20 protein-coding genes are annotated in these 20,150 nt (G+C 70.2%); 11 read left to right on the top strand and 9 right to left on the bottom strand.

What is annotated here, in order from left to right:
- Nucleotides 1–27: 27 nt before the first annotated feature.
- From DL519_RS25610 to DL519_RS25600, 3 genes are read right to left on the bottom strand one after another with little or no spacing between them, the layout of a single operon-like run.
- The gene (locus tag DL519_RS25610; protein ID WP_190818537.1) at nucleotides 28–939 is read right to left on the bottom strand and encodes an ABC transporter permease; all 912 of its coding nucleotides are present in this window, start codon (nucleotides 937–939) and stop codon (nucleotides 28–30) included.
- Nucleotides 936–1,889 carry an ABC transporter permease gene (locus DL519_RS25605; protein WP_190818535.1) on the bottom strand — a complete coding sequence of 318 codons (954 nt, stop codon included), beginning with the start codon at nucleotides 1,887–1,889 and terminating at the stop codon, nucleotides 936–938. The genes DL519_RS25610 and DL519_RS25605 overlap by 4 nt, the downstream gene beginning before the upstream one ends.
- Nucleotides 1,890–1,902: 13 nt before the next feature.
- Nucleotides 1,903–3,492 (bottom strand): ABC transporter substrate-binding protein, encoded by a 1,590-nt coding sequence (locus DL519_RS25600; RefSeq protein WP_190818534.1) that lies wholly within the window; start codon nucleotides 3,490–3,492, stop codon nucleotides 1,903–1,905.
- Nucleotides 3,493–4,193: 701 nt separating this feature from the next.
- Between DL519_RS25600 and DL519_RS25595 the strand changes: the two genes are divergently transcribed.
- The 3 genes from DL519_RS25595 (at nucleotide 4,194) to DL519_RS25585 (ending at nucleotide 7,285) form a co-directional block, all read left to right on the top strand.
- Nucleotides 4,194–4,880 (top strand): response regulator transcription factor, encoded by a 687-nt coding sequence (locus DL519_RS25595; protein WP_190818533.1) that lies wholly within the window; start codon nucleotides 4,194–4,196, stop codon nucleotides 4,878–4,880.
- Entirely contained in the window at nucleotides 4,877–6,253 is a 1,377-nt protein-coding gene (locus tag DL519_RS25590) for a sensor histidine kinase (protein ID WP_190818532.1), read from the top strand. The genes DL519_RS25595 and DL519_RS25590 overlap by 4 nt, the downstream gene beginning before the upstream one ends.
- A gap of 150 nt (nucleotides 6,254–6,403) precedes the next feature.
- Entirely contained in the window at nucleotides 6,404–7,285 is an 882-nt protein-coding gene (locus DL519_RS25585) for an NUDIX domain-containing protein (protein ID WP_223839546.1), read from the top strand.
- Here the strand turns inward: DL519_RS25585 and DL519_RS25580 are convergent.
- Together DL519_RS25580 and trpS are read right to left on the bottom strand one after the other, a co-directional pair.
- The gene (locus tag DL519_RS25580; RefSeq protein WP_223839545.1) at nucleotides 7,253–7,912 is read right to left on the bottom strand and encodes a Uma2 family endonuclease; all 660 of its coding nucleotides are present in this window, start codon (nucleotides 7,910–7,912) and stop codon (nucleotides 7,253–7,255) included. The genes DL519_RS25585 and DL519_RS25580 overlap by 33 nt on opposite strands.
- A 138-nt stretch (nucleotides 7,913–8,050) precedes the next feature.
- Nucleotides 8,051–9,016 (bottom strand): tryptophan--tRNA ligase, encoded by a 966-nt coding sequence (trpS, locus tag DL519_RS25575; protein ID WP_190818531.1) that lies wholly within the window; start codon nucleotides 9,014–9,016, stop codon nucleotides 8,051–8,053.
- A 209-nt stretch (nucleotides 9,017–9,225) separates the two neighbouring features.
- Here trpS and DL519_RS25570 point away from each other — a divergent pair, with 209 nt between their 5' ends.
- On the top strand, nucleotides 9,226–9,537 hold the full coding sequence (locus tag DL519_RS25570) for a YciI family protein (RefSeq protein WP_029535177.1): 312 nt from the start codon (nucleotides 9,226–9,228) through the stop codon (nucleotides 9,535–9,537).
- A 42-nt stretch (nucleotides 9,538–9,579) separates the two neighbouring features.
- On the opposite strand, the gene DL519_RS25565 is transcribed toward DL519_RS25570, so the two are convergent.
- Nucleotides 9,580–9,786, bottom strand: coding sequence for a hypothetical protein (locus DL519_RS25565; RefSeq protein ID WP_190824636.1), 207 nt, complete (start codon nucleotides 9,784–9,786; stop codon nucleotides 9,580–9,582).
- 100 nt (nucleotides 9,787–9,886) lie between these two features.
- Entirely contained in the window at nucleotides 9,887–10,075 is a 189-nt protein-coding gene (locus DL519_RS47195; protein WP_223839544.1) for a hypothetical protein, read from the bottom strand.
- Between DL519_RS47195 and typA the strand changes: the two genes are divergently transcribed.
- From typA to dapC, 7 genes are all read left to right on the top strand, one after another.
- The gene (typA, locus tag DL519_RS25560) at nucleotides 10,065–11,984 is read left to right on the top strand and encodes a translational GTPase TypA (RefSeq protein ID WP_223839543.1); all 1,920 of its coding nucleotides are present in this window, start codon (nucleotides 10,065–10,067) and stop codon (nucleotides 11,982–11,984) included. The genes DL519_RS47195 and typA overlap by 11 nt on opposite strands.
- Before the next feature lie 299 nt (nucleotides 11,985–12,283).
- On the top strand, nucleotides 12,284–14,032 hold the full coding sequence (locus DL519_RS25555; protein WP_223839542.1) for an ABC transporter family substrate-binding protein: 1,749 nt from the start codon (nucleotides 12,284–12,286) through the stop codon (nucleotides 14,030–14,032).
- A 281-nt stretch (nucleotides 14,033–14,313) separates the two neighbouring features.
- Nucleotides 14,314–15,225, top strand: coding sequence for an N-acetyl-1-D-myo-inositol-2-amino-2-deoxy-alpha-D-glucopyranoside deacetylase (gene mshB / locus DL519_RS25550; protein WP_190818526.1), 912 nt, complete (start codon nucleotides 14,314–14,316; stop codon nucleotides 15,223–15,225).
- Nucleotides 15,222–15,584, top strand: coding sequence for a hypothetical protein (locus DL519_RS25545; protein WP_190818524.1), 363 nt, complete (start codon nucleotides 15,222–15,224; stop codon nucleotides 15,582–15,584). Before mshB ends, DL519_RS25545 begins: the two co-directional genes overlap by 4 nt.
- 15 nt (nucleotides 15,585–15,599) lie before the next feature.
- Nucleotides 15,600–16,367, top strand: a complete 768-nt coding sequence (locus tag DL519_RS25540; protein ID WP_190818522.1) for a hypothetical protein — start codon at nucleotides 15,600–15,602, stop codon at nucleotides 16,365–16,367.
- A 140-nt stretch (nucleotides 16,368–16,507) separates the two neighbouring features.
- On the top strand, nucleotides 16,508–16,828 hold the full coding sequence (fdxA, locus tag DL519_RS25535) for a ferredoxin (RefSeq protein WP_010694171.1): 321 nt from the start codon (nucleotides 16,508–16,510) through the stop codon (nucleotides 16,826–16,828).
- Nucleotides 16,825–17,949 (top strand): succinyldiaminopimelate transaminase, encoded by a 1,125-nt coding sequence (dapC, locus tag DL519_RS25530; RefSeq protein WP_190818520.1) that lies wholly within the window; start codon nucleotides 16,825–16,827, stop codon nucleotides 17,947–17,949. Before fdxA ends, dapC begins: the two co-directional genes overlap by 4 nt.
- Before the next feature lie 83 nt (nucleotides 17,950–18,032).
- Here the strand turns inward: dapC and DL519_RS25525 are convergent, their stop codons facing one another.
- Together DL519_RS25525 and dapD are read right to left on the bottom strand one after the other, a co-directional pair.
- Nucleotides 18,033–18,974: a CHAD domain-containing protein gene (locus DL519_RS25525; RefSeq protein ID WP_190818518.1), complete on the bottom strand. Its 942-nt coding sequence runs from the start codon at nucleotides 18,972–18,974 to the stop codon at nucleotides 18,033–18,035.
- A 144-nt stretch (nucleotides 18,975–19,118) separates the two neighbouring features.
- The gene (gene dapD / locus DL519_RS25520) at nucleotides 19,119–20,105 is read right to left on the bottom strand and encodes a 2,3,4,5-tetrahydropyridine-2,6-dicarboxylate N-succinyltransferase (RefSeq protein WP_190818516.1); all 987 of its coding nucleotides are present in this window, start codon (nucleotides 20,103–20,105) and stop codon (nucleotides 19,119–19,121) included.
- Between the last annotated feature and the right edge of the window lie 45 nt (nucleotides 20,106–20,150).

The raw sequence follows: 20,150 nt of genomic DNA, 5'->3' as shown, positions 1-20,150 counted from the left end.
ATTGCGGATCACGAGACGTCGGGGGCATCAGTGCGCCCTTTCGATGCCTCGGTCGACTCCTGCGACCGAGCGGGCGAGGCCGTCCGCCACCAGGTTGGTGCCGATCGTCAGCACCGCGATCGCGATCACCGGGAGCGCCACCGCCCACGGCTGCACCGTCAGCGCGATCCGGTTCTCGTTGATCATCAGGCCCCAGTCCGCGGTCGGCGGCTGCAAGCCCAGGCCGAGGAAGCTCAGCCCGGCGACCAGCCCGATCGAGTAGTTCAGCCGCAACCCGAGCTCGACCAGCGCGGTGCCGGTCACGTTCGGCAGGATCTCGCCGAGCAGGATGCGCACCCGGGACAGCCCGATGGCCTCGGCCGACTTGACGAAGTCGCGTTCGGCGACCGACAGCGTCGCGGCCCGCACCACCCGCATCACCCGCGGCAGGTGGCTGCCGCCGACGACCAGCACCAGCAACCACAGCTCCGGTCCGACGACGCTGACGAACAGCAGCGCCAACACCACCTGCGGGAATGCCAGCGCGATGTCGCCGAAGCGCATCAGCACCTCGTCCAACCAGCCGCGCCTGTACCCGGCGTACATGCCCAGCAGCGCGCCCAGGCCAACGCCGAGCAGCGTGGCCAGCACCGCCAGCACCAGCAACGTCTGTCCACCGTGGAGGAACCGGGTGAGCACGTCGCGGCCCAGGTTGTCGGTGCCGAACCAGGAGTTCGCGGTCGGGTCGGAGAACGGCGTGTCGACGAACTCCGTGGCGCCGTGCGGCGCCAGCAGCGGCCCGACGATCGCCGTCAGCACCACCATGATCGACAAGGCCAGGCCGATCTTGGTGCGCGGCAGGCGCAGCGCCGCCCGCCACACGCCGGCCACACGCGGCACAGCAGATCCGGGGGTCGGGCCGGTCTTCTCGGTTTGCTCGGTCTGCGCAGTCGTCGTCATCGCGCGGCGGACCTCACCTTCGGGTTGGCGGCCAGACTCACCACGTCGGCCAGCAGGTTCACGACGATGTACACGGCGGCGATCGCCAGGGTCAGCGTCTGCACCACCGGCAGGTCGCGGTTGTTCACCGCGTCCACCAGCGCGAACCCGATGCCGGGGAAGCGGAACAGGAACTCGACGATGACCACGCCCCCGGCCAGCCACGCCAGCTGCAGCGCGATCACCTGCGCCACCGGGCCGATCGAGTTCGGCAGTGCGTGCCGCAGGATCACGGTGCGCTCCGGCAGGCCCTTCAACCGGGCTTGCTGCACGTACTCGCTCTCCAGGACCTCGATCATGGTGGCGCGCATGATGCGCACGATGTACGGCGAGACCGCGAACACCATCGTCACTGTCGGCAGCACCAGTTGCGTCGGATCGCTCCAGGCCGAGCCCGAGCCGGTCATGACGTACACCGCGGGAAGCAGGCTGAGCGCCCCGGTGGAGAAGATCAGCACCAGCACGATGCCGACCACGAACTCCGGCAAGGAGGCCAGCACGAGGCTGATCACCGAGGTGGTGTGGTCGAAGGCCTTGTCGCGGCGCAACGCGCTGTAGGTGCCGACCAGGATGGACAGCGGCACGCTGATCACCGTGGCGCAGAGCATCAGCACCACCGAGTTGTTCAGCCGCGAACTCAGCAGCTGCGTCACCGGCATGCCGTTGGCGTAGGACGTGCCGAGGTCGAGCCGGAAGATGTTGCCCAGCCAGGAGAAGTACTGCACCCACATCGGCTCGTCGAGGTGCAGCTGAGCGCGCAGCGCGGCCAGCCGCTCGGGGGTGGCTTCGCGGCCCAGGATGGCTCGGGCGGCGTCCCCGGGCAGCGCTTGGGTGGCGAGGAAGACCACCACCGACACGGCCCACAGGATGACCACGCCAAGCAGGATTCGCTTGACCAGCAGTCGAGTCATTGGTGCACCGCCCTCACTTCGCCAGCCACGCGTGGCGGAAACCGTAGGAGTTCAGCGGAACCCCGCTCTTGTCCCGCTCCAGCCCGACGACTCGAACACTGTGCGCGTCCAGCTGGTTCGGGAACCCCCAGATGATGTAGCCGCCGCTCTCCCACTCGATCTGCTGGGCGCGCGCGACGAGTTCCTTGCGGCGCGCCAGATCGGTGGTGGCCCGCGCCTGGTACACCAGGTCGTTGAATTCCGGGTGGTTCCAGTGCGTTTCGTTGTACGGGGCATCCGGCAGGCTGCCGGAGCCCGCCTGTGCCAGGAAGTTCCGGGTGAACCAGTAGTCCTGCGCGAAGTCCCAGGACAGGTACATGTCGCCGAAGAACTCGCCCGAGTCGACCCGCCGGATGTTGACGGTGATCCCGGCGTCGACGGCCTGCTGGGCGAACACCTGCGCGGCCTCCACCACCCCGGCCGCCACCGGTGAGGTCACCAGCTCCACGGTCAGGTTCTCCTTGCCCGCCTCGCGCAGTAGCTGGCGGGCCTTGGCCACGTCGCGCCCGCGCTGTGGCAACCCGGAGTTGTACACCGGATCCGCGGGCGAGTAGATGTCGTTGCCGACGGTGCCATGCCCGCCGAGCACCTGCTTGATCATCTGCTCCCGGTCCACGACGAGCCGGAACGCCTGCCGCACCCGGACGTCGTCGAACGGCGGCCGGTCCACCCGCATGGTGAACGGCACCCACGAACCGGTCTGCGACTCCAGCAGCCGCAGGTTGGGGTCGGCGTCTAGCACCCGCAGCAGGCCCAGCGGAACCTGGTCGATGGCGTCGACCTGGCCGCCGAGCAGCGCGTTGATCCGGGCCGTGTCGTCCGGGAAGTCGATGATCACGACCTCGTCGACGTACGGCTCGCCATTGCGCCAGTAGTTGTGATTCTTGGTGAACAGGCTCTGCTGGCCGGGCTCGAAGGAGTCGAAGGCGAACGGGCCGCAGCCGACCGGCCGGTTCGGGTCGTAGCCGACCGGGACGATCCCGTTGGCGTACTCGGCGAACTGGTCGGGGAGCGTGACGTCCGGGCGGTTCAGCGTCAGCCGGACGGTCCGCGCATCCAGCGCCTGCATGGCGTTGAGGTCCAGCGAGCTCAGGCCGACGGCGCCGTTCTTCGGGTCTGCGGGGTCGGCGATCCGGCGCAGGGTGTGGATCACGTCCTCGGCGGCGAGGGTCTTGCCGTTGTGGAACTCGATGCCCTCGCGCAGCCGGATGGTCCAGGTCAGCGCCTGCGGATCGGATTCCACCGACTCGGCCAGGGACGGTTCGATCTGGTAGTCGGAGTTGAACCTGAGCAGCGTGTCGTAGAGCTGGAAGATGCGGGCCTGGTCCGGGTGGGTCACGGCGGCGTGGGCGTCCAGGGTGTCCTTGCTGGACCCGCCGACGATGCCGACCCGCAGCCGACCGCCGTACTGCGGTGGCCCGGACGGGATCGGCGCCTTGCGCACCGCGCCGCCCGCGCATCCGCTGATCACGGCACCCGCGCCCACCGCGCCGGCGCCCACCGCGACGTACCGGAGGAAGTCGCGACGACTGGGGCCGGCGTTCGGCTGCCCTCTGCTCGGCATCCGGCGGAACCTCCTGTGTCTTGCGGGGTGCCGCACCCGTCGCTTCGGACGAGCGCCGGTGACGTGGTCTTTCAAGCGGCGCCGGAACGTCTCGACAGCACCCCGCTGGCGTTGCGTTTTCGACCTGCGACTGATTGATCAGTCAATCGATCGCATCGACTTTCGCGGACGCGATGGAGGCTGTCAAGCCGCCATGTGCAGGGTCGATATGTCAAGCCCCGCCTTGGAGCGACGGCTCAACCGTTGTCTTCTCTTGCTACTTTCGCAACGCTTGATCGTCTCTTCGAACCGTGCTTGGCCATGGGTTTCGCCGGTGTCGGCGGGCTCCGGGACGCGCTTCGGCGACACCGGGAACGACGTTTGTCGTAGGTGGTTCGTCCGGCGTTAACCGCCCGATCCGATGGCGAGGGACATCACAGCGGGCCGGATCGCAGGTGTCACCGCATGGCGCTGATCCACTTCGGACGGTGACCGCAGGGAACGGATTTTCCGCGTATTTAGACCAGGTCGATGCCGGGCACCGGCCTCGATGTCCGGCGTCGAAGCGGCGCAGCCGCTGGTCGTGTGCCCTACCGGTACCGCGGCGCGTGCGAACCCGGAGCGGTTGCCAAGGCTGAGATCAGCCTGAGAATGGGGCTCGGAGCTGAGATCATGCTGAGATTTCCCTGCCGCCGGGGTTGCCGAATCGGCATGCTTGGGCCATGGTTCCGCGGGTGTTGGTGGTGGACGACGAGCCGGGAGTTCGCGCTGCGCTGCGCCGCGGGTTGTCCGCCGAGGGCATGGACGTGACCGTCGCGGCCGACGGCACCGATGCCCTGCGCCTGGCCTTGACCGGTGCCTTCGACGTCGTCGTGCTGGACGTCATGCTGCCCGGCCTGTCCGGCTACCGGGTGCTGGAGCGGATGCGCGCCGGCGACGTGAACACCCCGGTGTTGTTGATCTCGGCGAAGAACGGCGAGGTCGATCAGGCCGACGGGTTGGATCTCGGCGCGGACGGTTACCTGGTCAAACCCTTCTCCTTCCTGGTGCTGGTCGCGCAGGTGCGCGCGTTGCTGCGGCGCCGAGACACCGCCGGGCGGCAGGCGAGCCTGCGGGTCGGCGAGCTGGAGATCGACCGGGCCACCCGCGAGGTGCGCTGGGCTGGCGAGGTGATCGCGCTCTCGCCGCGCGAGTACGGGCTGCTGGTCGCGCTGGCCAGCTACCCGGAGGCGGTGGTGCCCAAGGACGACCTGCTGCGCATGGTGTGGGGCGAGGAGCAGTTCGTCACCCGCAACGTCGTCGAGGTCTACGTCGGTTACCTGCGCCGCAAGCTCGCCGCGGCCGGCGCCGGGGAACTGGTGCAGACCGTGCGCGGCCAGGGCTACCGGGTCTGCGTCGAAACGGCATGATCGCGAGCCTGCGCCGGTGGTGGCACCGACGCACCATCCAGTTCCGGACCAGCGTCGTGGCCGCCGCCGTCGCGCTGATCGGACTCGGCGTGATCGCGCACGTGAGCACCGGGGTCGTCAGCTGGCTGCTGATCGACTCGGTCGACGCCGACCTGCAGCGCACCGCCACCATGACCGCGAGCCGCCTCGCCGGCGGGACCGCGCCCTCCGCCGTGGCCACGCCCGAGATCCGGGTGCTGGACACCTCTGGCGCGCCGCTGGACGGGCTGCCCGAGACGAGCCTGCACCACTGGCAGATCGGCGAGCTGCGCTCCGGCGACGGCGTGATCGACTTCGAGCCGCCCGCCGAAATGCACCGGTGGCGCGGCGTCGTCGTGCCCGACCCGACCGGCCGACCGCTGCTCGTCGCCACCGGCGCAAGGCTGGTCGGGTTCACCGACACCGCAGGCAAGACCGGCCGCTTGCTCAGCTTCGGGTCGATCCTCGCCGCCGCGCTGGTCGGGCTGGCCACCTGGCTGGTGGTGCGCCGTTCGCTGCGACCGGTGGAACGGATGCGGGTGGCCGCCGCCGGGCTCCCAGAAGGTCAGCGGCTGCCGGTGCCCGAGGCCGCCGACGAGATCCGCGCGCTCGCCGAAGAGCTCAACACCATGCTCGCCCGGCGCGACGCTGACACCGAGCGGTTACGGCGGTTCACCGGCGATGCCGCGCACGAACTGCGCAACCCCGTCGCGTCCATCCGCGCCCAGGCCGAGGTCGCCGTGATGCATCCGGACCCGGAGCTCGCCCACGAGACCCTGCAGGACATCGCGCACGAAGCGCAGCGCCTGTCGGCCCTGGTGGAGAGCCTGCTCGCGTTGGCGCGGGCCGAGCGCGACACGGTCGCCCCAGGGCAGCCGGTCGACCTCGTGACGGCGGTGCGGGCCGCCGCCGATCGGCTCGAACCGCCGGGCGCGCCCGGGACAGGCCCGCGGATCGAGGTGGAGGTCCCGGCCAGGCCGGTGCTGGTGCTAGCCGACCCGGCGGAGGTGTCGACGGTGCTCGACAACCTCGTCGGCAACGCGTTGCGCTACACCCGGACGCTGGTGCGGGTCTCCGTTTTCGCTGATGGCATGGGCTCCTCCGGAGCGTATTGGGTGCGGTTGGTGGTCGACGACGACGGGCCCGGGATTCCGATGGCGCACCGCGAGCGGGTCTTCGACCGGTTCCACCGGGTGGAACCGGACCGGGCGCGCAGCACCGGCGGTGCAGGGCTCGGGCTCGCCCTCGCGGCCGAGGCGGTGCGCCGTCGAGGAGGCGCGGTCCGGGCCTCGACATCGCCGGACGGCGGCGCCCGCGTCGAGGCGCGCTGGCACCGGCACGCGGCAGGCAGCTGAGTGCCCGCGTCCTGTGGCGGTGCCGGTTGCGGGAACGGCTGCCGCTCGCCTGGCGGCGAGGCGCGGTCGAGCGCGTGGCGCGCCCGAGCAGCGTGGCCTCCGAGCAGGCGGTGGCGGGTGACCCGGTCGGGTGGGGCAAAATGTCTGCACGTGTCGGTTTTGCGGAGCACCGGACTGATCGAGGCACCCCCGGCCACGGTGGGGGCCGCGCTGCGGCACACCCGCACCGCCGAGGTCGGACTCGCCGCCCTCGGCGTCAACGGCCGTGCCGCGACCCGTCCGGCCGCGCTGCTCGTCCCCGGTGACGAGATCGTCTTCCACACCAGAATCGCCCGCCTCCCTGCGGATCTGACCACTCGGATCGTGCGCGCCGATGCCGACGCGATGAGTTCCGTGCTGATCTCCGGCCCGCTGCCGGAGTTGCGCCACGAGTCGGTGCTCGCCGAGGCCGGACCCCGGACGCTGCTCACCGACTCGTTGCACTGGACGACGCCGTTCGGCCCGCTGGGCCGGCTCGCCGACATCACCGTCGTCCGCCGGTTCGTGCTGGACGTGCTCGCCGCGCGCATCGCCGCCGTGCGCGAGCTCGCCGAATCCTGGGCGTCCCGGCCGATCGTCGTCGGCACCGCAATCGTCCACAAAGGACAATTGCTGGCGCAGCAACGCCGCTACCCGGCGCCGGACGCGGGCCGCTGGGAACTGCCCGGCGGCCGGGTCGAGCCGGGCGAGGACGAACCCGCCGCCGTCGTCCGGGAATGCCAGGAGGAACTCGCCGTCGAGGTCCGCCCGACCGGCCGCGTCGGCACCGACGTACCGCTCAGCAACGGAATGCTCCTGCGCATCCACGCGGCCGAACTCGCGGACCCCACGGCCACACCGAAAGCGGTGGAGCACAATGAAGTCCGCTGGGTGTCGGCGGACGAACTGGCCGAACTCGACTGGCTCGACGCCGATCGGGTCCTGGTCCACTCCCTCCGCGACCTGCTGGCCGAGGCCCAGCTAAGGCTCCAGCAGCTCGGCTGGGTCGAATGACAGCGGGAACGGCAGCTCTGTTTCGAAGATCTCGACTTCGGAGCCCCTGGCCTGTGGTCGATACTTACCGTCCTGCAGCCGCAGCAGTTCGACGTCCACGCGGCCGTCTGAGTAATCCACTTCAACGCGCATGAAGTAGGGGATGCCGACTTTGGCGCACCCCGCGGGTTCGTTCACGCGGTCGTTCTGCTTGCTGGACGGCGATACGCATTCGCCGGCGAGCAGTACATCCTCGGGGGGAATCCAGATGCGCCCCTGGCCGGATTGCTTCAGCACGACGAAGTCCGGTTCGATCCACTTCTTCACATCGAGCAGTACGTTGACTGTCAGGTAGAAGCGGTACCCGCTCTTGGACGCTGTCGGTTCCAGGTATTTCCCCAGCGTCCACACGGCGAACATATTGGCTGTTCCTTCGCGCGGGCTCATGATCAGCTTCCCGTCCAGGCACTCGTACTTGACCGGGGGCATCCCCGGGATCGGTAGGTACCTTTCGGCAAGCTCGGGCGTCCACAGGCCGTCCAGGTCAACGAGCGGATCGAACGGGGCGTGTGGCTCGAACGATGGTGCAGCCACGGCGGCACTCCTCTCGACCAAGAACGCGGTGTTGCCTTCCTTCACGGTACCCATGAGCCCAGGCTGCCGATACTGATCAGGTGTTCGCCAGGTGATCCACTCGAACTAGTGAACGAATGCGCAGGTGGTGCAGGGCGGAGGGGCGCCCGTGGCCCGGTAACCGGGCCACGGGCGCCCCTCCGCTGGAGCGGATCAGCGCAGGCCGGTGACGCGCAGGGCGGCTTGCAGGCGGGGCTGCGCTCGCTCGCTCGCTCGCTTCGCCCCGTGCGCCCGGATGCGGTCCAGCTCCATCGGAGCGTCCAGCAGCTCCCGGGCGCGTTCGCGCACCGGTCGCAGCTCCTCGATCACCGCCTCGGCCACCGCCTCCTTGAGCTCCGCGTAGGTGCTCGCAGATTCCGTTGCGGCGTAAGGGCTCGTGTCGTTGCAGGCGGCGAGGATCTCCAGGAGGTTCGCCACGCCCGGCCGACCGTCCGGGTCGTACCGCACCTCGTCGAGGCCATCGGTGACCGCGCGGCGGAACTTGCGCCGGATGGCGTCCGGCTCGTCGAGCACGAAGACCACGCCGGGGCTCTGCTGGTTGGACTTCTCCATCTTGCGCGTCGGGTCGGCGAGATCCCGGATCCGCGCCGCGGTCTTGGGCACCACGGCCTCAGGGACGGCGAAGACGTCGCCGTAGTTGGCGTTGAACCGGCGGGCCAGCGTGCGGGCCAGCTCCACGTGCTGGTCCTGGTCGCTGCCGACCGGCACCTGGGTGGCGCCCTGCAGCAGGATGTCGGCGGCCATCAGCACCGGATACGTCAGCAGGCCGACCCGGACCGACTCCTGCCCGGCGCCCCGCTCCTTGAACTGGACCATCCGGGCGGCCTCGCCGTAGGAGCAGGTGCATTCCAGGATCCAGTTCAGCGTCCCCAGCTCGCCGACCAGATCCGACTGCACGAACAGCGAATCGGGGTCGATGCCCGCCGCGAGCAGCACCGCGAACTGCTCCCGGGTCAGCGAGCGCAGCCGCTGCGGACGGTGCGGCATGGTCATGGCGTGCAGGTCGGAGACGAAGAACAGGTCCGCGGGTTCGCGCTCGGCGGCCCACCGCCGCACGGCGCCGAGGTAGTTGCCCAGCTGGACGTGGCCGGACGGGGTGATGCCGGACAGGCGGGTCATTGGTCTCTCCCGGTGCTTGGGCCGCTGCCCGCCAGGATCGACCTCACGTCGCTCGGCCGCCCGGCGGAGCGGCCGATGATCTGCGTGTCAGTGCACGACGTCGCTGGGCCGCCCTCGGACGGCCCACCACATGTTCGACATTGCGCGCACGCCGCAATGTTACCGCTTGGTGATCGGCAGCGGTCAAGGAGAAGGGCTACGGTGAAAGAATGTTTGTAGTGCTGTTGCAATACACCGCGCCAGAATCGGATATCGACGGTCAACTGGTAGATCACTACGAATGGGTTACCCAGCATTACGACGCCGGCGACTTCATCGCCGCCGGCCACCGCCATCCGCGCAGCGGCGGGGTGATCATCGCCCGGGCGATGTCCCGCGGCCGGCTCGACGCGATCCTCGCGACCGACCCGTTCGCGCTGCACAAACTCGCACGCTACGAGGTCATCGAGTTCACCGCGTTGCGGACGATCCCCGAGCTGGCGAAGTACGCCGACCCGCTGTCCCCGGCCGCCCGCAAGTAGTTCCAGAGCTATCCGCGAACCACGGCCGGTGCCGCGGTCAGATCATTTCACGCTCTTTTTCTTTGCCTCTTTTTTGACCTTCTTTTGCGCTTTCTTGACCTCTTCCGCCTTGGCCTCGCGCAGCAAGTCGCGCAGGACCACGATCGGGCAGCTCTTGCAGGGTGGTCGAGATCGACAACATTTCTTCTTGACCTTGATGGTGCCTTTGCCCACGGTTTGTTCTTCCGATGCCGAGACGGGGTTGGGCACAGGCTAGGCGAACCTAACCTCGGTTGGCGAACTTGATGTTGGGAGCCGGGCGTCGGGTGTTGCGCTGGGCACGCGACGGCCGGTCCCGCATCAGGTTGCACTACCCTGGGGACAGCCGCGCGTCGACGTGCGTGCGCCTCCGCTCGGCGGGGGTGACGCCCATGAGCTCCGCAGCAGCGGCGCAGTGGAGCCGCGGCTCGGTGCCTTGCGGATCATCCCGCACCCGGACGAAGTCGACCAACCCCGCCGCCCACCCGCGCCGATCCAGGAGTACCCGCGTGTCCGCCACCAGCGTCGCCGCCCTCATTCGCAGTGATCTGCGCAACGTCGCCATCGTTGCCCACGTCGACCACGGCAAGACCACCCTGGTGGATGCCATGTTGCGGCAGTCCGGGGCCTTCTCCGAACGCGCGGAGCTCGTCGACCGCGTGATGGACTCCAACGACCTGGAGCGGGAGAAGGGCATCACGATCCTCGCCAAGAACACCGCGGTCCAGCGGGAGACCGACGCCGGCCCCGTGACCATCAACGTGGTGGACACCCCCGGCCACGCCGACTTCGGCGGCGAGGTCGAGCGCGCCCTGGCGATGGTGGACGGGGTGCTGCTGCTGGTGGACGCCAGCGAAGGCCCGCTGCCGCAGACCCGGTTCGTGCTGCGCAAGACGCTGGCCGCCGGACTGCCGGTGATCCTCGTGGTGAACAAGGTCGACCGCCCGGACGCCCGCTGCGCCGAGGTCGTCGAGGAGACCCACGACCTGCTGCTGGAGCTGGCCAGCGAGCTTGACGGCGAGGTCGACCTCGACATGGAGGCGATCCTGGACCTGCCGGTCGTCTACGCCTCCGCCCGCGCCGGTCGGGCCTCGCTGGCCCAGCCGGTGGACGGCGAGCTGCCCGCCGAGGAGGACCTCACCGCGCTGTTCGACGTGCTGCTCAAGCACGTGCCCGCACCGACCGCGGACACCGAGGCGCCGCTGCGCGCGCTGGTGACGAACCTCGACGCGTCCTCCTTCCTCGGCCGCATCGCGCTGTGCCGGATCCACTCCGGCACGTTGCGCAAGGGCCAGACGGTGGGCTGGTGCCGCGCCGACGGCACCGTCGAGAAGGTCCGGCTCACCGAGCTGCTGATCACCGAGAACCTCGACCGGGTGCCGTGCAACGAGGCGTCCGCGGGCGACCTGGTGGCCATCGCTGGTATCCCGGAAATCACCATCGGCGACACCCTCGCCGACCCCGACGCCCCCGAGCCGCTGCCCCGGATCACCGTCGACGACCCGGCGATCTCGATGACCATCGGCGTTAACACCTCTCCGCTGACCGGCCGCAACGGCGGCACCAAGGTCACCGCGCGGCTGGTGAAGAACCGGTTGGACGCCGAGCTGATCGGCAACGTCAGCATGAAGGTGCTGCCCACCGAGCGGCCTGACGCCTGGGAGGTGCAGGGCCGCGGCGAGCTGGCGCTGGCCATCCTGGTGGAGACCATGCGCCGGGAGGGCTTCGAGCTCACCGTCGGCAAGCCGCAGGTGGTCACCCGGACCATCGACGGCCAGCTGTGCGAGCCGTTCGAGCGGCTGACCATCGACGCCCCCGAGGAGCACCTCGGCGCGGTCACCCAGCTGCTGGCCGGGCGCAAGGGCCGGATGGAGACCATGGACGGGCACGGCACCGGCCGCATCAAGCTGGAGTACGTGGTGCCCGCCCGCGGACTGATCGGCTTCCGCACCGAGTTCCTCACCGAGACCCGTGGCACCGGCATTGCCAACCACGTCTTCGAGGGTTACTTCCCGTGGGTGGGCGAGCTGCGCACCCGGCACACCGGTTCGCTAGTGGCCGACCGGGCCGGCTCGGCGACCACCTACGCGCTGCTGCAGTTGGCCGACCGCGGCAGCTTCTTCGTGGAGCCGGGCAACGAGGTCTACGAGGGCATGGTGGTCGGGGAGAACCCGCGCGCCGAGGACCTCGACGTCAACATCACCAAGGAGAAGAAGCTGACCAACATGCGGTCCTCCACCGCGGACGAGCTGGAGCGGCTGGCCAAGCCGCGGACGCTCGTGCTGGAGGAGGCGCTGGAGTTCTGCTCCGGTGACGAGTGCGTCGAGGTCGGCCCGGCAGCGATCCGGGTGCGCAAATTGGTCCTGGACGGCACGACCCGCGCCCGCGAGCGTTCCCGCGCCAAGGCCCGCGACAACAACGCCAACTGAGGTGTGCTCGGGTGGCGATTTCGCGCGAAATCGCCACCCGAGCACGCGCTGGGAGCGCCGGTTTCGCGCGAAATCGCCGTTCCGTGCTTGCTGAGCTCCTACGTCGCCGAGGCCGCCGGGATTTCGCCGATCCGCACGCGGCGCGGGCGGGCGGCGAGGACACTGGGCTTCGACCCCCGGTGTCGATCATTTCGTCGGCGGCAGGAACCATGGAGGGCTCTCGCGCGTCTTCCGCACGTGCGAGCCGCCCCGGGTGGGCCGGGGTGTTCGGGGGGAGCAGACGTGAGGGGAGGTTCGGCGTGTCCTTGGGTCGACGCCGCCCACTGGCCGCTGTCTGCCTGTTGGTGACAACCGTCAGCGTGGTGGCTGCCTGCACGAACGCGCCCCCGCCGCCGCTGGTGCCACCGCAACCCCCGACGCAGTCGCCGACGAACAGCGCTCCGCCGACGCAGCCGATGCCGGTGGAGGTCGTCGTCGGTGTCGACGAGCTCGAAGGCGGGTTCAACCCGCACACGCTCGCCGACCTGTCGTCGACGAGTTCGGCGCTGGCCAGCCTGATGCTGCCGTCGGTTTTCCGCCCAGCGCCGGACGGCAACCTGCAGCTGGACGGCACGCTGATGGAATCGGCCGAGGTGGTGCCGGACGCGGAGAAGTTCACCGTGCGCTACCGGATCCGGCGCGAGGCCAACTGGTCCGACGGCGCACCGATCGCCGCCGAGGACTTCGTCTACCTGTGGGAACAGCTGCGCTCCCAGCCCGGGGTGGCCGATCCGGCCGGTTACCAGTTGATCGACGACGTGGCGTCACGGCAGGGCGGCAAGACCGTCGACGTCACCTTCGCCAAGTCGTTCCCCGGCTGGCAGACGCTCTTCAACAACCTACTGCCCGCGCACCTGCTCCGGGACGCGCCGCGCGGTTGGGCGACGGTGCTCGACGACGGCTACCCGGCCTCCGGTGGGCCGTTCGCGATCCGGCAGATCGACCTCGACCGCGGCGAGATCATCCTGGAGCGCAACGACCGGTACTGGGGCCCGCCCGCGCAGTCGGACCGGATCGTGCTGCGCGCGATCGACAGGGCCCGCCAGGTCGAGGCGCTGCGCAGCGGCGACAGCCACCTGGCGGTGTTCGGCGCGGACCGGGGCACCATGCAGGCGCTGCAGGACCTCGGCGACGCGGTGCAACTGATCACCGTGCCCCGCCCGGCCACCATGGAGGTGTTGCTGCGGCACGACAGCCGGGCGCTGGCGGACGTCAAGGTGCGCCGAGCGGTCCTCGCCGCGCTCGACCGTCCCGCGTTGATCGAGGCCGGCACCGGTGGCGGGCCTGCGGAGCAGCTCCAGGCGCACGCCCAGGTGCTCGCGCCGTCCGAGCGCGGCTACACGCCGACCGAACCGGGGCTGCCGAACCGGCCGGACCCCGCGCAGGTCGAGCGGCTGCTCAACGAGGCCGGATACCACCGCAGCGGCGGAGAGTGGCTGCGGGACGGGCGGCCGTTGAACCTGGTCCTCGCGGCGCCGTTCGAGCACGAGTCCTACATGCGGATCGCCGAGGCGGCCGCGCGGCAGCTGCGGGACCAGGGGATCCAGGCGACCGTGGTGACGCCGACCGGTGATCAGCTGTTCGGCGAGATGCTGTCGGCCAATCCGCAGTCCGGCGAGTCCGGCGGGTCGGGCTCGGTGGACATGGCCATCGCGCCGCGTCCGGCCGGGGGTGACCCGGCGGTGATGTTGGCGTCTTCGTACGGCTGCCCGGGCGTGGCAAAGGACAGCGAGAAGCCGTTTCCGTACAACGACGCCGGATTCTGCGACCAGCTGCTGCAGCCGACGATCGACGCGGCGTTGACCGGTCAGGTGCCGTTCTCCGAGGCGTCGGCGGCCGTCGAGCCTGTGCTGTGGCGCGACGCGGTGGCGCTGCCGCTGTACCAGCAGGCCCAGGTGATGGCGCTGCGCCGGGAAGTCACCGGCGTCGAGGCGGGCAACGGTTTGGCCGGGCCGTTCTCCACCGCTGCCCGATGGGTCGGGACGCACGCCGACAGCGACGGTTATTAACCCGCACGGGGCGGGTTGCCGGGCGGCGGCGGTTTCGCGGGAAATCGCCGCCGCCCGGCCCTGCAGGGCGCCTTTCACCGTCCGTGATGGGATCGCGCGGCTACTCGGCGGACTCGCGGCCTGCGAACTGCGGAGACGCCGCTGTCTTCGGCTTACGGGCGTATCGGTTCCGCCGTGGGTGACGTGACCCGGTGGGCTGTTCGCGGCGTATCGATACGGACATTCGGGGTAATGCCGCTACCGTGCGCTGTGTGGTGTGCGCCGCAGATTAATCTGGTCCGGTGACGCTGACGGCCCCACCGAGGTTGCTGCTGGTACACGCGCACCCAGACGACGAAACCCTCTGGACCGGCGGGACGATCGCCCGCTACGCCGCCCGCGGCGTGCAGGTGGTGGTGGTGACCTGCACCCTCGGCGAGGAAGGCGAGGTCATCCCCGAGAGCCTGCGGGGCTTGGCCTCGGACCAGGCCGACCAGCTCGGCGGTTACCGGGTCGGCGAGCTGCGCTCGGCCTGCGCCGCGCTGCGCGTGGCCGACCACCGGTTCCTCGGCGGCGTGGGGCGCTGGCGCGACTCCGGGATGCGCTGGGAGCAGCCGGGCCAGGCGGGCGCGCTGCCGAACGCGCATCCGCGGGCCTTCGCCACCGGTGACCTGCAGGAGCAGACCGATGCGCTGGAAGCCGTGCTGCGCGAGGTGAAACCGCAGGTGGTCGTCAGCTACGCGGCCGACGGCGGCTACGGCCACCCGGACCACATCCGGGCCCACGAGGTGACGGTCGCGGCGGCTGCGAAGGTCTCCGACGTGCAGCGGGTGTTCTACGCGGTTCCGTCCCGAGACGTGGTCGCGAAGGGGCTCGCCGCGTTGGCGCAGGCCGAGGACCTGCCGTTCGAGCTGCCCCAGCCGCACGAGCTGGCCAGCGTCGACGACGAGTCCATCACCACGGTCGTCGACGTGTCCGAGCACCTGCCGGCCAAGATCAGCGCCCTGCGCGCGCACGGCACCCAGGTCAAGGTGTGGCTGGACCAGTGGCACAACGGCGAAGGCGTCGCGGCCTACGCGCTGTCCAACGGCGTCGCGCAGCCGATCGTGACGACCGAGCACTACGTGTTGGCGACGGGTGATCCGCAGGGCTGCCAGACGGATGTGTTCGGCGGGCTTGGGGTGAGCGGAACCGAGCCGGTGGGCGACCGTTGACCGCAGGTGACCGCGTGCTGCTCGGCTTCCTGCTGCTCGATGCCGTCCTGCTGGCCCTGATCGAGCTGCTGTTCCTCCCGTCGTACATCGGCTCCGTGCAGTTCCCGATCACGGCCGCGCTGGCGGTGGTGACCACGCCGCTGCTGGTGGCCGAGGCCGCGAGGCTCTCGCTGAGGCGCCGGGTGGCCGGTGCGCCGCTGCTGGTGTGGTTCGCGACGGTGTTCGTGTTCGGAGTCTTCGGGCCGGGCGGCGACATCGTGCTGCTCAACGATTGGCGTGCCTTGCTGCTGATCGGCGGTGGCGCATTGCCGAGCGCGCTGATGCTCGGAATCGTGATGGGGAAGAACCCCGGGACGTGAGGTCCGGGAGCGGTGATGACTGAGGTGTTGACCGACGAGCGGATCGCGGCCGTGCTGCGGCCGTTCGTGCGAGCGACCGCGCCGGTGCTTGATGCCTTGCGCGAGTCGGATCCGCTGCGGCTGCGCGGCCGGACCGAGGAGCTCGTGGCGGGGGAGTCCGACGGGGCGCTGCGGAAGGTCCTGCGCCGGCTCGACGGGATGCAGCTGCCCGGTAGTTCCGCCTGGGATGCGATGTCCGTCGAGGATCGCTGTGACTGGTGGGCATCGCGGGTCGGGAGGTTCCTCGCGCTGGTCGCCGGGCTGCCCCGGTTCGGCGGAGTGATCACCTCGCGGCTGCCGATCCGCAACGCTCTCGGCATCACCGGGCAGGGCTTGGTGTTGTGCGCCATCGCCGCCGAGCACGGTGTGACCGACCGGGCCGTCAAGGTGCAGCTGATCGCCGAGGTGCTGCTCGAACGTGAGCTCTCGGCCGAGCTGGCGGCGGGGCACGCGGAGGACGACGAACGGGTCTCGGAACTCACCGACGACATCGAGGCTTCACGCCGCGAGCACGGCCGGGCGACGCCGAAGGCGGTCGCGCGCACGGTGTGGCGAATGGCACGTGCGCTGTGGGAGATCGATTCGGAACTCGACAAGCGACCGCAGGGCCGCTTCTACCACGAGTTGCTCGGCAGCGTCCCGGTCGTCGGCGTCGTGGGTGGCTACCTGGGTGAAAGATCGGCTCTGCGCAAGGTCGGGCGGCTCGGGGCGCAATGGTTACGGCGCAATGGTTTACGCCGTTAACCCGGGGTCGTAGAGTCGGTCCGGCTCCCGCGCTGTGGGACCAGTTACGTGTCCAGGATGGGTACGAGAGATACTGTCAGCAGTCGCCTCAGGAGGTTCCTGAGCGCGAGCAGTACAACGCTTCGAGCAGGAGAGCAACCGTGACCTACGTGATCGCCGAGCCCTGCGTCGACGTGCTCGACAAGGCATGCATCGAGGAATGCCCTGTCGATTGCATCTACGAGGGCGGGCGGATGCTCTACATCCACCCCGATGAGTGCGTCGACTGCGGTGCCTGCGAACCGGTCTGCCCGGTGGAGGCCATCTACTACGAGGACGACGTGCCGGAGGAGTGGGCCGCCTACACCAAGGCGAACGTGGACTTCTTCGACGAGCTGGGCTCGCCGGGCGGTGCCGCGAAGGTGGGCAAGGTCGACAAGGACGTCGAGCCCATCAAGAGCCTGCCCCCGCAGGGCGAATGAGCTCCGAAACCGGTCCGGGCGCGACAGCGCCCGGACCCCGGGGCCCCCGGCTGCCGGACTTCCCGTGGGACTCGCTGGCGGTCCAGACCGCCACGGCCCGGTCGCACCCGGACGGCATCGTCAACCTCTCGGTCGGCACGCCGGTCGACCCGGTGCCGGAGAACCTGCAGCGGGCGTTGTCGGCGGTGGCCGACCAGCCGGGCTACCCGGCCACGCACGGCACCCCAGAGCTCCGTGAGGCCGCCGTCGCCGCGCTGCACCGGCGCCACGGCGTATCCGGCCTGGTGCCGGACGCGGTGATGCCCACCATCGGCTCGAAGGAGCTGGTGGCCTGGCTGCCGACGCTGCTCGGCATCCGGCCCGGTGACATCGTCGCGATCCCGGACCTGGCCTACCCGACCTACGAGGTGGGCGCGAAGATCGTCGGCGCCGAGGTGGTCCGGCTCGCGCCCGGTGAGCTGCCCCCGGCCGGAACCGCTTTGCTGTGGCTGAATTCCCCGGCCAACCCGACCGGGCGGGTGCTGGGCGCGCAGCAGCTCGCCGACTCGGTGCGGGCGGCGCGGGAGCTCGGCGCGGTGGTGGCCTCCGACGAGTGCTACCTCGCGCTCGGGTGGGAAGCCGAACCGGTGTCGGTGCTGCACCCCTCGGTGAGCTCCGACTTCCACGGCGTGCTCGCCGTGCATTCGCTGTCGAAGTCCTCCAACCTGGCGGGGTATCGCGCCGGGTTCATCGCCGGCGATCCGGATCTGGTGGCGCGCGTGCTGGAGCTGCGCAAGCACGCGGGCATGATCGTCCCGCGCCCGGTGCAGGAGGCGATCACCGCGGCGCTGAGCGACGACACGCATGTGAGCGCGCAGCGCGAGCTCTACGCGGCGCGGCGGGCGGTGCTGCGGCCCGCGCTGGAGGCGGCGGGGTTCCGCATCGAGCACTCGCAGGCGGGCCTGTACCTGTGGGCGACCCGCGGTGACGATGCTTGGCAGACGGTGGATTGGTTGGCGCAGCGGGGAATTCTCGTCGCGCCGGGCACCTTCTACGGTCCGGCGGGCGACCGCCACGTCCGCATCGCCCTGACGGCGACGGATGAGCGCATCGCCGCAGTCGCCAAGCGCCTGGGCGAATGACCTGAGTCGCGCAGGACCGTGAGTGCTTTTGGGTGCTGTAGCGCCTAAAAGCACTCACGGGCGCTTGGCAGGGGGAAGCGCTGTCAGATCGCCGCGGCTGCGGTGTCCAGGGCTTCCCAAGCCGACTTCCACTGGGTTCGGCGGGCTGCCTTGCGCGTCTGTTCGCGCTCGACCAGGCGCCCCGCCACGAAGGCGACCGCGGCGTCGACGTCCTCGCCCAGGTCGCTGAGCAGCCCGCGGACGCGTTCCTCCGCGACGCAGGCGTCTTGGTGTTCCCCGAGCACGTCCTGGAACTGCCGCGCCGCCTTGATCAGCTGCTGCATTGGTTTCCCGAACGCCGGCTGCGCCAGCTCCGCGGTGTAGCGCACCCGCTTGCCCCGGATGCGCAGCGCGTGCAGCTCGTCGTCGGCGGGCACTTCCGGTAGCTGTGCAACGGATTTCCGGAGTTTGCGGAACTGGCCGACCACCAGCCTGCGCAACTCGCGCTCTGCGTCCACATCGGACTCCGGAGTCGGCAGTCCGGAGCGGAGCGCGTCGGCGACCGAACGGAGCAAGGCCAGGTACCGGTCGCTGTCCAGCGCGCTGAGCATCGCGACCCGCGCGAGGCCGTGCTCGGCCTCCAGCCCGGAAATCAGCCGGTCCGCCGCGGCGCGCTCGTCGGCTGGGAGGTCGGCGCTCTCTTCGCGGAGCCGCTCCAGCAGAACGTCGAGATCGCGGACCGGGCCCAGCGCCTTGCCCAGCCAGCCCAGCTCCGCGCGCAGCGGCTCCGACCAGTCCCGATCGAGGAACGGTCGGCCGGACAGCAGCATCGCGCGCATCCGGCGCACCGATACCCGCATCTGGTGCAGTTCCTCGGGATCCTCGCCTCGCCTGGTGCCCGGATCGTGCGCGATCAGGGCGCGCAAGCGGGCGTCCAACCCGGCCCGGATGTGCTCGGCGAGGGGTGCCCGCCGATCGGCCGCCAAGGGCTCGGCGGGCAGTTCGACGACGCTCGTCAGGTCTCGTTGCTGCCAGCTGGTAGCCATTGCCAATGATAAAACCGACCGCCCCGCGCGATGCCTCGTCCATCCGGTGAAAACCGCCCGGATTATGGGTGAAGGGCCCCTTCGACCGGCTATAACCCAAGGTCGGTCGAAGGGGCCCTTCGCGGCGTCGGAAGCCCGTTCGGGTCAGTCGTTGGCGTGGAGCGCCGCGTTAAGCTCCACCTTGCCGCCGGTGCGGGCGGTGACCTCGATCGTTCCGGTGGTGGAGTTGCGGCGGTACAGCAGGCCGTCCGAGCCGGACAGCTCCAGGGCCTTGGTGATGGTGCCGTCCGGCAGCGTCACCTTCGTGCCCGCCGTGATGTACAGGCCCGCTTCCACGACGCAGTCGTCGCCTAGCGAGATGCCCACGCCGCCGTTGGCGCCGATCAGGCAGCGCTCGCCGATGGAGATGACCTCCTTGCCGCCGCCGGAGAGGGTGCCCATGATCGAGCCGCCGCCCCCGACGTCGGAGCCGTCGCCGACGACGACCCCGGCCGAGATCCGGCCCTCCACCATCGACGCGCCCAGCGTGCCGGCGTTGAAGTTGACGAAGCCCTCGTGCATCACGGTGGTGCCGCTGGCGAGGTGCGCACCCAGCCGGACCCGGTCGGCGTCGCCGATGCGGACCCCGGACGGCACGACGTAGTCGGCCATGCGCGGGAACTTGTCGACACTGTAGACGGTGACCGCGCCGCGCGCCCGCAGCCGCAGCCGGGTTGCCTCGAAGCCCTCCACCGGGCACGGGCCGTGGTTGGTCCACACAACGTTGGCAAGCAGGCCGAACATCCCGTCGAGGTTCTGCCCGTGCGGGCGGACCAGGCGGTGCGACAGCAGGTGCAGGCGCAGGTAGATGTCGTGCGCGTCGACCGGCTCGTCGAAGAGCCGACCGATCTCGCAGCGCACCGCGACGACCTCGACCCCGCGGGCCTCGTCCCGCCCGAGCAGGGCCGCCCCGGCCTCGCCGAGGGACTCGGCCGCCTGCTCGGCGGTCAGCCGCGTGGTTCCGGACTGCCCCGGCTCGCCGAGCTTGACGGTGGGGAACCAGGTGTCCAGCACCGTGCCGTCGTCGGTCACGGTGGCCAGGCCCACGCCGTGGGCACCCGTGGTCTGCGGGTCGGGAGACTGTGCACTCATACCGGAAACGGTAATCGGCGCAGGTGGCGGCGGCCCGTAGGGGTG

The organism is Saccharopolyspora pogona (assembly GCF_014697215.1).
Taxonomy (GTDB): domain Bacteria; phylum Actinomycetota; class Actinomycetes; order Mycobacteriales; family Pseudonocardiaceae; genus Saccharopolyspora; species Saccharopolyspora hattusasensis.
Note: the sequence above shows the minus strand (reverse complement) of the source record. Positions and strands in the feature narration are given on the sequence as shown.